Here is a 13416-nt window from a genome sequence, read left to right as displayed (position 1 = left end):
AGCGATCTCAGGCAAACGGACAGAAGGGGCGCATAACTGACCCGGCTCACGCCGGGTTCGGGAGGTGTGCCGATGTTTTCTTTTACGCCTGCGTTCCCGTTCCTCGTCCTCTGTCGGCTCTCGTCATGAGCGAGGCGATGCTGGAGACGCCGCTCCTCGCGCTGCACAAGGAACTTGGAGCGCGTATCGTGCCCTTCGCGGGTTATGCGATGCCGCTGCAATACCCGGCCGGCATCATGGCCGAGCATCTTCACACCCGCGCCAAAGCCGGACTGTTCGATGTGTCCCATATGGGGCAGGTCTCGGTTCGCCCGCTTGACGGCGACATGGCGTCGGCGGCCCGCGCGATCGAGACGATCGTGCCCGTCGACGTCGTCGGTCTGAAGCCGGGGCGGCAGCGCTATGGGTTCCTGACGAACGACAAGGGTGGAATTCTCGACGATCTGATGATCGCCAATCTGGGCGACCGGTTCCTGATCGTGGTGAACGCCGCCTGCAAGGCTGCGGACACTGCGCTGTTCCAGTCCGTCCTGTCGCCGACCTGCGAGGTCGAGCCGATGGACCGCCGTGCGCTGATCGCCCTGCAGGGACCGGAGGCGGAACAGGCTCTGGCCCGTTTCGCGCCCGCTGTTGCGGATATGAAGTTCATGGACGTGATCCAGACCGATTTCGACGGTCTGGACGTGATCGTGTCGCGTTCGGGTTACACCGGCGAAGATGGCTTCGAGATCAGCGTCAATGACGCGGATGTAGAGCGGGTGGCTCGCGCGCTGCTGAAGCAGCCGGAGGTCGCGCCGATCGGCCTTGGCGCGCGCGATAGTCTGCGCCTGGAGTCGGGTTTGTGCCTGTACGGATCAGACCTCGACGAGACCACGACGCCCGTTGAAGGGGCTCTTGAGTGGGCGATCCAGAAAATCCGTCGTGCGGACGGCGGCCGTGCAGGCGGTTTTCCCGGCAGCGACGTCATCCAGCGGCAGTTCGCCGAAGGCGCGCCGCGCCGCAGGGTCGGGCTTCTGGTCGAGGGCCGCGCCCCGATCAGGGGCGGCGCGCCGCTGTTCGCTGAGGTCGAGGGCGGAGAGCCGATCGGCGTTGTGACGTCAGGCGCTTTTGGTCCGACTCTTCAGGCTCCAGTGGCCATGGGATATGTGGCCACGCCGTATGCGCAGACGGGTTCGGCGATTTTCGCCGAATTGCGCGGGCGCCGAACGCCTGTGACGGTTGCGGCCATGCCGTTCGTTCCTCCGGGTTTCAAGCGTTGAAGATCACGCGCCCGTCGGGCACGGTGATAAATGTTTCAAAATCGTAATGAAGAGGCGTGCATGACCACGTACTACACGAAGGAACACGAATGGCTCCGCGTCGACGGCGACGTCGCGACCGTCGGGATCACCGCTCACGCGGCCGAAGAGCTGGGCGAAATCGTCTTCTTCGAAGTGACCGCGCAGGGCGCGATCAAACAGGGCGATTCGGCTGCGGTCGTTGAGTCTGTGAAGGCGGCGTCGGACATATACGCGCCGGTGGACGGAGAGGTGGTGGATGCGAATCCCTCGCTCGCCGACGATCCGTCGCTGATCAATTCGGCGCCTGAGGCGGATGGCTGGATGTTCACTCTGCGCATCACGGACGCTTCGCAACTCGACGGCTTGCTCGACGCCGAAGCTTACAAGGCTCTGATCGGCTGACGGACTGGCGGTTCGTTCTGCGGGCCGCGCTACAGATCAGCAGTTCAGGGTGACGCGGTCCTGCCGTTGCGCATGCGTCCGCCCGTCCTGTTTGTGACGACGCTCCCCGTCGCGTCGTCTGCGCCCCTTCGCTTCACATCGCCTCATCTCACAAGGATTGTCATCGTGACCGCCCAGAGCCCCTGGTCCAGCCTTCGTCCGTCAGCCGACGCCTTCGCTTCCCGGCACATCGGCCCGAGAGAGGCGGAAATCACGTCCATGCTCGAGGCCTTGGGTCTCGGCAGCGAAGCAGCGCTTCTTGACGAGACGATCCCGGCGTCCATCCGCGCCAGCGCGCCGATGGGCATTGGCGCTGGCTGGTCGGAAGTCGCGGTTCTGAAGCGTCTGCGGGAGATCGCGGACGACAACGTCGTGATGACCTCCCTGATCGGACAGGGCTACTACGGAACGGTTCTGCCTGGGGTTATCCAGCGCAATATTCTGGAAAATCCTGCCTGGTATACGGCTTATACGCCGTATCAACCGGAGATCAGTCAGGGCCGTCTGGAGGCCCTGCTGAACTACCAGACGTTGATCACTGAGCTGACCGGGCTGGACGTTGCGAACGCATCCCTCCTTGATGAGGCGACGGCGGCGGCGGAAGCGATGACGCTGGCGCGGCGTGTGGCGAAGAACAGGAGCGCGGCGTTCTTCGTCGACGCCGACACGCATCCCCAGACCATCGCCGTTTTGCGCACGCGCGCCGAGCCAATCGGGATCGAACTGGTTTACGGCGATCCGGCTGTTGACCTGCGGGCAGACGCCGTTTTCGGCGCGTTGTTCTCCTATCCGGGCAGCTCGGGCGCAGTTCGCGACCCGCGCGCCGCGATCGTGGCTCTGCGCGACGCGGGCGCAGTCGCTGTCATGGCGGCGGATCCGCTGGCCCTGACCGTTCTGGCGTCGCCTGGCGCGCTCGGTGCAGACATCGCGGTCGGATCGATGCAGCGTTTCGGCGTGCCGATGGGATTCGGCGGTCCGCACGCAGCCTATATGGCGGTTCGCGACGAGTACAAGCGTAACATGCCGGGCCGTCTGGTCGGCGTTTCCGTCGACAGCGGCGGTCGGCAGGCGCTTCGCCTCGCCCTGCAGACGCGTGAGCAGCATATCCGCCGCGAGAAAGCCACGTCCAATATCTGCACGGCGCAGGTTCTGCTGGCTGTGCTCGCCAGCATGTATGCGGTGTATCACGGCGCGGAAGGCCTGATCGCCATCGCTCGTCGTATCGCCGGGCTGACGGCGGCTTTGGCTGACGGCCTGCGCGCGTTGTCGCTGACGGTGGAAACGGACAGCGTCTTCGACACGATCACGGTGACGCTTGCCGCTGATGAAGCGGAGCGCGTTCATGCGCGAGCCGTTGCCGCAGGCATGAATTTCCGTCGCGTGGGCGCCGGGCGTATCGGCCTGAGCCTCGACGAGACTTCTACTCCCGAGACTGTCGAGGCTGTCTGGGCGTGCTTCGGCGGCGCGAATGATCTGCTGTCGAAAATTTCAGTCGAATCTGGCCTGTCGAAAGGCGTGCCCGAGGCGCTGCGTCGCGAGACGCCGTTCATGACGCAGGACGTATTCAACACGCATCGTTCCGAGACGGAGATGCTGCGGTATATCCGCCGTCTGGCGGACAAGGATCTGGCGCTCGACCGCACGATGATCCCGCTCGGCTCCTGCACCATGAAGCTGAACGCGACCGTGGAGATGACGCCGATCACATGGCCGGGCTTCTCGGACATCCACCCCTTCGCACCCGCCGAGCAGACGAAGGGCTACACGGCCCTGTTCGCGGATCTTGAAAATTGGCTCTGTGCGATCAGCGGCTATGACGCCGTGTCGCTGCAACCAAATTCGGGCGCGCAGGGCGAATACGCGGGGCTTCTGGCGATTCGCGGCTGGCACCGTTCACGCGGCCAGACGCAGCGCGATGTCTGCCTGATCCCGGCGTCGGCGCACGGCACCAACCCGGCTTCGGCGCAGATGGTCGGCATGAAGGTCGTCGTCGTGAAGTGCGATGAGAACGGCAATGTCGACATCGACGACCTGAAGGCGCGCATCGCGCAGCACGCGAACGAGCTTGCGGCGATCATGATCACCTATCCCTCGACTCATGGCGTGTTCGAGGAGGCGGTGCGCGAGATCTGCGCGCTCGTGCATGACGCGGGGGGGCAGGTCTATCTCGACGGCGCGAACATGAACGCCCAGGTCGGTCTGGCGCAGCCGGGCCGTTACGGCGCGGACGTCAGCCACTTCAACCTGCACAAGACGTTCTGCATTCCGCATGGCGGCGGTGGTCCCGGCATGGGGCCGATTGGCGTCGGCGCGCATCTTGCTCCGTTCCTGCCGGGCCGTCCGGAGGCGCTGGGCGAGGCTGCCGTGTCGGCGGCGCCTTTCGGCTCCGCATCCATCCTGCCGATTTCCTGGGCGTATATCCGCCTGATGGGCGATGACGGGCTTGCGCGCGCCACGACGCTTGCGATTCTGAATTCGAATTACATCGTCTCGCGGTTGGAAGGCGCCTATCCGATTCTCTATCGCGGGTCGAAGGGGCGTGTGGCGCATGAGTGCATTGTCGATCTGCGGCCCCTGAAGGATGCGACCGGCGTGACGGTGGACGACATCGCCAAGCGCCTGATCGATTTCGGTTTTCATGCGCCGACGGTCAGTTTTCCGGTGGCCGGCACGTTCATGATCGAGCCGACGGAATCCGAAGGCCGTCGGGAACTCGACCGCTTCTGCGACGCTATGTTGGCGATCCGCGCCGAGATCGCGCTCATTGAGGCAGGGCGGATGGACGTAGCTGCTTCACCGCTGCGCCATGCGCCTCATACGGCGGCCGATCTTGGCGCGGCCGAATGGGATCGCCGCTATGCACGCGCCGAGGGGTGCTTCCCGCCGGGAGTTTCGCCAGCGGTGAAGTACTGGCCTCCGATAGGCCGCATCGATAATGTGTACGGCGATCGTAACCTTGTCTGCACATGTCCTGATATGACGGCGTACCGGTAAGCGGACTCCGGTTTTGGAGTCGCCTGCCACAGGAGGCGTTGAGCTATGGATTCATCTGGACCCGACATTCCCGCCCAGTTGGGCAGTCAGGAGACGCTAGGACAGCGGATTCGCTCCTTGCGGCTTTATGCCGGACTGACGCAGGCCGATCTGGCCGATGCGCTGGGCATGTCGCGTAGCGCTGTTGCGCATTGGGAAACCGATCGCGACGGTCGCGTACGCGAGCATCTACCCCGGGTTGCAGAGATTCTTGGCGTTCCGCTGGAGGTGTTCCTGAACGGCATGGCCACGCAGGACGTGGCGGTCGAATTGACAATCGACGAGGTCGACCTGCTGCGACTTTACCGGCGCCTCGATGTTGGGGAGCGCCTTGCCATCCAACGTTCTATTGCAAGGCTGCTACGGCGGCGGGAGCGTGGCGAAGAGGCTGCGTAAGCGCCTCCTCGCGAGTCGATCTGAGGCCATTATGCGCGAGCGAAGGCCTCGTGGTGCACGTCCACCCACGGATGTCGGGCCTTGATATAGGCTACGACGCGCGCCTTGTGCGCGCTCCGCTCGGTTACGGAGCTGGTCATTGAGGCGTCATGCATGCGGTATTCCGCGGCGACGCGCGCTAGACGCGCGCCTCGGAGTCCCATTTCCGCCAGTGAGCACCAGAGGTCGAAATCCTCCCACCCCATGGCCTCCCTGCTCACGTAATAACCGCCAGCGGCGGCCCAGGCCCATTTGGCGACCATAGCCATTGCGTCGATGTAGTTCTCCCCCGCCAGTCCAAGCGGCCGTGACGGCAGATCGCCCATGATTTTGGACGAGTGTCCTTCCCCGAAAGTTCGAATCGACGGGTAGGCGTAAGCCGCGTCGACGCAGGCTTCCAGCAGCGCCTCGCATGCGTCCGGCAGCAGCCGGTTATCCGCGTCCAATGACAGGAAGAACGGCGTTTCGGAAGCGGATACGCCAATGTTGCGCGCCCCGCCGAGGCCGACATTACGGTACGGTGCAAGCACGAGCAGGCGGTTGAATCTGCCCGCGTGTCTGCGCGCCCACTGCAGGACGACGGCGGCGGAATCGTCTTCGGACACGTCATCGACCACGATAAGGTCGAGTGTTCGCATCGTTTGCGCCCGTACTGATTCGAGGGCTTCAACGATGAGATCGCCATAGTTATGGGATGTGATCAGAACCGTCACCTGTGCTTCACCCAGAGCATCATGGATGAACAGCGTCTGGCTTTCGGGAATTTCCGGCAGATTACGGCTGCGGTATGAGCCGCGCGCCAGCATCGTTTCGGTGGCGCGCGCCGCTGCGACTTCATCTCCCAATGACATGATGATCGTCTCGAAGAGGAGAGCCTGACGCTCTGGGCCGAAATTCCACAGCAGATGGTTGAACGCGTCGCGCGCCATCCGCGAGCGAAGAGGCGCGTCGTCGAGCAGGCGCCGTAGGGCCTGGTCCCATTCGTCAGGCGTGTCGGCCATCAACCCGGTGACGCCCTCGACCACGGTCGCACGATACGGCGCGGTTGGAGAGACGATCGAAGGAACCCCGGCGAGAGCCGCCTCGAGAAATTTTATCTCGCTTTTCGCCTCGCAGAACACGTTGCCGGTCTCAAGGGGGGCTATGGAAATATCGAAGCGGGCGAATTCCATCGGAAGATCCGCGAGTGGCACCGTATCGCGCCATTCGATTTGCGCCGCGACCGACGCAAGTGCGGGGAACTCGTCCATGAGCAGGATCGGTTTGTGATTGCCGGGCTCGCGGAACAGCACAAGCCGCAGTTCGGGGCGTTGGTACAGCAGGCGCGCCAGCACGTCGGCCACCAGCGCGAAATCGCGTTGATGTGTGCGGGTGCCCGACGCGTAGCCGATACGCACCAGCCCGTCCGCTCCCTCCCAGGCGCGATGGCGGACGGCGAGGCGGCTTTTCGCCAGGCAAGAGTGGTCGAATATGTTGGGAAGCGTGTAGGTCAGCGGTTTCAGCCGCCGCATATGATGGGCGAGCGTGTCGGTCGTGCCGATGCAGGCGTCAGACCGGTTGAGGGTGACCCCGAACCCGGCGAACAGACTGTTGGTTTCAGACTCAGTGACGCCGATCGTTCGAATTCCGTCGATTACCGAAATATTGGCCAGCGCCGGAATGAAGACGAGGTCATCGACGTCGAACACCACTATCGCGCCACGTTCGTGTGCAAGACGAATAAGGATATTGACGTGTTCGCTGTAAACGACGCGCCATAAAATCAGCACATCCGCCCACGCCACCTCGTCAGGGCCGACAGCGGCGCAATCGCAGACCCGCGTGACGTGTCCGGCGGCAGCGCAGGCGGCGGCGTTACGTTGGCATCTGTAGATCGTGCCGGGCGTCGTCGGCTCGCCTGAGACGAACAGAACGTTACGCTGACGGGCGCTCGCTGGAATAAGGCGTTGCGCCAGAGATGGGGCCTCGATCAGGATTTCGGTGCCGAGCGTTTCCTGAGTAGGGGACGTCGACGTGATTTCTTGAGGAGGCGGCTCGTCGCGCCAGGCGGGTATGGTGGGTGGCGGCGCGCACAAAGCGAGGCGCGGTGGTTCGGGCGTCGTGGGTACGAAGGGCGAGAAATCTGGGTGCAGGACGGCGCGGGCGAAGCGGCGTACCAGTCCCGTCGGAGCTTCAAGAAATGAGCGAAGCACCGTCAGCGCCTCTTCATGCGAAGATAATTGCCGGGAGAGTTCGGCCGTCGCGGTGCTCTGGGAAGTAAGGAGAGGGAACGCCTGTTCCATCCAGATTCTTGCTGCCTCTAGCAATTCCTGCTGCTCTGCAACCCGACGTCTGGTCCGCTCCAGCGCCTCTGTACTGCGTGCTAGCCGCGCCTCGACGTCAGCAAGCTTCGCTTCGAGGCGGCTGGCGGCATCTTCACGTTCCTGGCTTGTGCGCAAAGCTGCCGTCATTTCAGTCAATCGTATGCGGGTGTCGCGCGCAGCGTTTTCCCGGGCCTGCGCCGCGGCCATCGCGCTATCGCGTCCCGCTCGGTTGGCCGCCGTCTCGCCGAGAGCCGAGAAGTGATATTTGAGGCGGGTGAGCGCGTCGTCGCTCAGCCGTTGACCGGGCGCTCCGAGTAGGCAAGTGAGCGCTGGCGGTATCGAACGTGGCGCGAGCAGCCCAAGCCCCGGCCCTCCTGTCAGCAAGAAGGAAGCGCTTTTGGCTGACAGGCGGCGCCACAATGCGGCGCCACGCGGGGTTTCGACGCCGTAGATCAAAAGCGCTCCGTCTTCACGGAGGCGGGGCATCCAACGATCAAGCCGTTCTTCAATAAGACTGGCCGGCGTCGTCGCGTCGATGTGGAGAAGGGCGATCTTATCCCAGCTTGGTGGTGTTTCTCCAGCAGCGTCGGTCGCGTGAACTGCGGTGGGCAGACTCTCGGCGACGATGAATTCAGTCGTCCACTCAGCCAAAGAGCGCGACGAATCGAGGAAAAGCGCCTCCGTTGGAATCTGGGACTGAAGCAGGCAGGCCAGAAATGGCAGATGAGCGTACGGGGAGAGGTCGCCGTCTCCCTTGAAGGCGTGTGTGAAAGCGGGCGCAAGGCTTTTGCTGGCGAAAGCAAAAAAAGAAGCGTCGCGCATTGTGGCGGCCCTATCGCGAGAATCATTCAATTGATCGCGCTCACAGTGACGCTGTTCCGTATGCATTTAAGACAAATTCACCATAAAATCAGGGCAGGTTCTATTTGCTACCCCGATACGGTGGCGCGCTCCAAGTGCGGTCGCTCTTCCTGCTCGGTTGCAGGCAAGATTCAGGCGTCGAGTAATAATATTACATAAATAATGTGAGGCGGTGCTGTGGATAAGTATAGTTTTGGGTCGATAGCATAATGGAGGCAGTTTGCTTCCGGTGAGTTTGGTTATGGCAAACCGGATGACGTGAGGAAAGAGCGATACGGAGTGTGTTTTTTCGCGAAAACGCGGCTGATCGATTCGGTTTGGAGTCTTGAGGCAAAGTCGTCGAAAATTGGGGGAGCGGCGTCGTTTTTGTTTAGATAAAATCGGTAAAGTTGCGGAGTTGGGATTTCTGTATTTGGCGATTTTTGATATGAATTTAATGAAAAATTAACTATAAAATCCCGGCTGGGTTGTATTTGCTACCTTGGGTGGTGGAGTGCTCAAAATAGAGACTGAAAAGTAAATGTTATAATGTTTTTTTTCTATTCTGGCGGTCAGATTCTGGTTGCGACGATTGCGAAACTTCATCTACAAACCAGACCGAGTGGCGATCCGCAAAAGGTGCGTCTGTCGCTGTGGGTAACGTAGAGGGATGTGACTAATGGCAATTGTTACCGTTCAGGGCGCATCTTCCGGATCCGCCATCAACGTCACCGTCGATGGGGCTGCGACTGGGTCGCTCGGAGCGCTGGTGACGAGTTTCAGTGATGAGCTGACGAGCATTGTCGGCACTCTGAACGGCGAAGCTTTATCAAGCGGCGGAACGTACGATTTTACAGGTAACGCGGCTGGTCTGGCTGTGCTCACAGGGACCGGCACCTACACGTTGTCGGGTAATCTCGAATACATCGTGTTCGGTGGTGATCTGGGGACCACGCCGACCGGGGCGTTTAACGTCAACGCCAGCGGCGTCTCGTCTGGCACGCTCAGTGTCGTCGGTGGCACCCAGTTCGGGATCGAATTTCAGGCAGGAGCGTCGAACGGCACGTTTATCGCCGCGGCGGGCAATAACCTGTTCACGGGCGATCAGTCGTCCGGCGCTGGCAACTGGTCCATCACGACTGGCGACGGAAACGACACTATTGTCGCCGGAACCGGCAGCAACACGATAAACGCCGGCACGGGCGATAACCTGATCCTGATCTATCACGGTTCGAATGCTGTCGCGTCTTACGGTCAGGACACAATTCTTGGCGGTACCAACAGCGGTCAGAGCGTTTCGGTTTACGGCGGCAGTTCCGTTATTAATGTTGGCGCCGACGCTTATATCAATGACGCTAGCAGCGGTGATAACTTCATCACGGTCGGCGGCACGTCGACGATTGTCGCGGGCACCGGCGACACCATCTCTCTTGCTGGCGCCGGATCTGCTGTTTACGCGGGTGTGTCTGACACGATTTCCGCGTCTGGCGACGCCACGGTGTACGGCGCGCAAAATGCGAGCATTGACGCCAGCGCATCTCTGACCTTCCTCGGGACCGGCACGACGACGATTACCGCGTCGTCTGCGACGATCTTTGGCGGCGTCGGGCTCGATGTCACGCTCGATACGACGGGCAGTAAAGGGTCTCTGTTTGTTGCGAACAGTGGCAACGAGACACTGAATGCGGCCAACTCGACGTATGGCGTGCAGGCGTTTGGTAATGTTGCTGGCTACAGCGGCACCCAGGTATTCATTGGCGGAACGGCGTCGGATACGTTGGTCGCGGGTGTGGGCGACGCAACCATGACCGGTGGTTCGGGCGCAGCCAACGAGTTCGCTTTCCGTAACGGGATTGCCGGCGCTTCTTATGAAATTACGGATTTCGGTTCTGCCGCCGGAAACTTCGTATTCCTGTATCAGTACACGGAAGCCGAATTGACTACTGCCCTTACCAACCAGGTAAACAGCAACGGCAGCACGACGATCACGCTGTCTGATGGCAGCACGATCAAATTTGACAATGTTGCCAGCCTTACCAGCTCGCAATTTGTTCTTGGTTCCTGAGAGCTGCACAAACAAATTTTTGACAAATTTTTTCTGTCTATGAAAAGCCGGGCATTTCGCCCGGCTTTTCTTTTTTGGCAGCAAGGCCGCTCTTGTATTTGTTTGTAATTCTCGACACAGAGAGATGGACGTTTCGTTAATGGCGCGTCTCGAATAGCCTCGGTCGGATGATTCCGCGTCTTCAATTTCGCGGTGTTATTCGAAAGGGGACTTTCGTTTTGCTGTCATACGAAAATCTCCAAGTCATGTGTGGGTATTGTGAACGAATCGTTGGCTATCAAGGCGCTCGAACAGAAATTGCGAGAGGCAGAAGCTCTGGCTGCCAGTTATCGATGCGCCGCCTCCGTTCACAGTATGCGCGCAGATGGTTTGGCGGCGGAGGGCAGTGCGCTTCGCGAGACCCTGAATATCTGGTCTGGTTCCAAGGTCGTGCGTGTAGGTCGCGCGGTTCGTCTGCTGTGGTTCGTTCTTCATGGAAAATTGCCGTCTGGCAGTCGCTTTTCCCTGCTGGTTCGGCGTGCCCGAGAAATTCGGCGCGACGAGGGTGTGTCTGCCTTATCAAGACGCGCATATGCGCGGATTCATGCGCGGCGTCAGCAAATAAAAAAACCACACAATGGACCACTAGCATCCGGTCCTAATATTCACGTCGCTGAGAATGTCGACAGCAAGAGCGTTGCTGCGTCTCGTCTGAAAGAGTTGACCCCCAAAGTTTCTATCATTGCTGAATTGACCCTGCGGCAATGTGCAAAATATCGCGTCTGGCAAAAGCAGGAGCAACTAGAGAGCCTGGGTTGGCAGGTGGAGGTCGTTGACTGGCGGGACATTGAGGCCGCGATAACGGCATTGCAGACATGTACTGAGGTAATTTTCTACCGTGTGCCGGCATTTGAGCCCGTTAAAGAGGTAATTAAGGAGGCTCGACGATTGTCGCTCTCGCCGTGGTGGGAAGTTGACGATCTGATTTTCGATCACGACGAATATGTCAAAAACAGCAACGTCTCTGGTTTGTCGAATGCGGAGAAGTCGGAACTTCTTAATGGAGTTAGGCTTTTTCGCGAGTGTTTGCTGAGTTGCGATCGTGCGATCGCGTCCACGCAGGCGCTTGGGGAGGCTATGCGTCGTGCGGGAATCGCCGACGTTCACGTGATTGAAAACGCGCTGGATCGACAGACTCTCGAAATTGCCGAACGGTTACGCGACGTGCGCTCTAAAGCATCGGTCATGCCGTTACAGGACATTCTGATCGTCTACGGGTCAGGAACCAAAACGCATGACGCAGACTTCAGGGAGTGCGCCGAAGGTCTGCTGGCGGCGATGGAGAGCGAACCGCGCTTACGCCTGCGTATTGTGGGCGAACTTACTCTTCCGGAAGAGTTTGCGCGGGTTTCTGAGCGTATCGAACATATCGTGGGTAGAGATTATCCGAACTATATGGCGCTACTTGCCGAAGCGGATATAGCAGTCGCCCCTCTTGAGGCGACATTATTTAACGACGCCAAGAGCAACATAAAGTTCATTGAGGCCAGTATTCTTGGGGTGGCTTCGATATGCTCGCCACGGGATACGTTCAGACAGGTGATCCAGCCCGGGATCAATGGACTTCTCGCGGAGGGCATGGAGGAGTGGCGAGATGCGTTTTTAATGCTCGCCCGGAATTCCGAAATCCGGCAACAGCTTGCAGAGCGCGCCTACAGCGACGTCATGACTCGCTATCGACCCGACGCAATCGCTGCGACGCAGGTCGCCGCATGCTTTCCGCCGCCAGTCGCGAGGCCATCGGGCAGGTTGCGTTTAATGGCAGCAAACATCTACTTCGCGCCGAGGACATTTGGCGGAGCCACGCTAATCGCCGAGGAGATGGTCAAACGGTTGTCTGAGCGTGAAGTGGATGTTGCCGTCTTTACGGCCTCAGCCCCCAACCCGAGGCGGTACGCCTCGTCAGTAAGATACGAGGTTCTGGGCGTTTCTGTCCTGGGGTCTCCCTTGCCGCTGCACGTTGATTCGGCGGCCTCCCTCGATAATCCGAGGGTCACGCGGCAGTTCGTCGCTTGGCTTGAAGCTTATCGTCCTGACATCGTTCATTTTCATTCGATGCAAGGACTTGGGCTGGGAGTTCTCCATGCGTGCGCCGAGCGCGGCGTGCCTTATATCATCACCGTGCATGACGCATGGTGGCTATGTGAACGGCAGTTCATGGTTCGCAAGGATGGTACGTATTGCGCGCAGCGCCGTATTGATCCGCGCGTCTGTCAGCTTTGTGTGCCAGAGGCCCGGCATTTGGGCCTCCGGGCGGATATGATGAAGCAAACGCTTGCCGGTGCGGCGCTCCTGTTGTCGCCGAGTGAAGCGCATCGCCGCCTCTACATTGAAAATGGCGTACCGTCGGACGCCATCAGAGTTAATCGTAACGGGTTTTTCTGGCCGAAGGCACCCCGTAATCCTCGTCCTCGCGGCGCTCCGTTGCGGTTCGGGTATGTTGGCGGCGTCGAAGCTGTAAAGGGGTATCCGCTCGTCCGTGAGGCGTTCGAACGGCTGGATTCGAGCGACTGGCGACTGGTGCTGATCGATAACAAACTGAATCTGGGTTTCCAGTCGATCATTACTCACGATTGGAAGGCAAAAGGAACAGTCATCGTTCGAGACGCTTATTCCCCAGACACTATGGACGACTTCTTCAATGAGATCGACGTGCTGTTGTTTCCGTCGCAGTGGATGGAGAGCTATGGGCTGACGGTGCGAGAGGCTCTTGCCAGGGATGTCTGGGTAATCGCGACGAGTCCGGGTGGGCAGTCCGAAGATATCGTCGACGGGGTCAACGGGACTTTGGTGCCGCTCAGCGGTGGCGTCGGCGCGCTGCAGAATGCGATAGAGAAGGTGCTCGGCGAGGTGGATCGATTTAGTGACTATACGAATCCTCTAAAGCATACGCTTGCGACGTTTGAAGATCAGGTTGATGAGCTCCTAACGATGCTGAAGGAGCAGGTTGAAGCACGCGCCAACCAAGGCTGAAGGTATT

8 protein-coding genes are annotated in these 13416 nt (G+C 60.2%); 6 read left to right on the top strand and 2 right to left on the bottom strand.

Annotated features, from left to right (window positions below; genetic code table 11):
- Positions 1-125 precede the first annotated feature (125 nt).
- The 4 genes from gcvT (at position 126) to J2D73_RS02645 (ending at position 5150) form a co-directional block, all read left to right on the top strand.
- The gene (gene gcvT, locus J2D73_RS02660) at positions 126-1259 is read left to right on the top strand and encodes a glycine cleavage system aminomethyltransferase GcvT (RefSeq protein ID WP_207879111.1); all 1134 of its coding nucleotides are present in this window, start codon (positions 126-128) and stop codon (positions 1257-1259) included.
- Between the two features lie 60 nt (positions 1260-1319).
- Entirely contained in the window at positions 1320-1682 is a 363-nt protein-coding gene (gene gcvH, locus J2D73_RS02655; protein ID WP_207879109.1) for a glycine cleavage system protein GcvH, read from the top strand.
- Positions 1683-1847: 165 nt separating this feature from the next.
- Positions 1848-4715, top strand: a complete 2868-nt coding sequence (gene gcvP / locus J2D73_RS02650; protein ID WP_341535005.1) for an aminomethyl-transferring glycine dehydrogenase — start codon at positions 1848-1850, stop codon at positions 4713-4715.
- A 45-nt stretch (positions 4716-4760) separates the two neighbouring features.
- A complete protein-coding gene (locus J2D73_RS02645; protein WP_207879105.1) occupies positions 4761-5150 on the top strand; it encodes a helix-turn-helix transcriptional regulator in 390 nt (129 codons plus the stop codon).
- A 29-nt stretch (positions 5151-5179) separates the two neighbouring features.
- Here the strand turns inward: J2D73_RS02645 and J2D73_RS02640 are convergent, their stop codons facing one another.
- Positions 5180-8314, bottom strand: a complete 3135-nt coding sequence (locus J2D73_RS02640) for a glycosyltransferase (RefSeq protein ID WP_207879103.1) — start codon at positions 8312-8314, stop codon at positions 5180-5182.
- Between the two features lie 697 nt (positions 8315-9011).
- Here J2D73_RS02640 and J2D73_RS02635 point away from each other — a divergent pair.
- The gene (locus tag J2D73_RS02635; RefSeq protein WP_207879101.1) at positions 9012-10397 is read left to right on the top strand and encodes a beta strand repeat-containing protein; all 1386 of its coding nucleotides are present in this window, start codon (positions 9012-9014) and stop codon (positions 10395-10397) included.
- Positions 10398-10640: 243 nt separating this feature from the next.
- Here the strand turns inward: J2D73_RS02635 and J2D73_RS20640 are convergent, their stop codons facing one another.
- Positions 10641-10871: a hypothetical protein gene (locus tag J2D73_RS20640; RefSeq protein ID WP_243429572.1), complete on the bottom strand. Its 231-nt coding sequence runs from the start codon at positions 10869-10871 to the stop codon at positions 10641-10643.
- A gap of 225 nt (positions 10872-11096) precedes the next feature.
- Between J2D73_RS20640 and J2D73_RS02630 the strand changes: the two genes are divergently transcribed.
- Positions 11097-13409: a glycosyltransferase gene (locus tag J2D73_RS02630; RefSeq protein WP_243429571.1), complete on the top strand. Its 2313-nt coding sequence runs from the start codon at positions 11097-11099 to the stop codon at positions 13407-13409.
- Positions 13410-13416 lie beyond the last annotated feature (7 nt).

Source organism: Acetobacter sacchari (assembly GCF_017377715.1).
Taxonomy (GTDB): Bacteria; Pseudomonadota; Alphaproteobacteria; order Acetobacterales; family Acetobacteraceae; genus Acetobacter; species Acetobacter sacchari.
The sequence above is the reverse complement of the archived record's forward strand: the minus strand, read 5'-3'. Positions and strand labels throughout refer to the sequence as shown.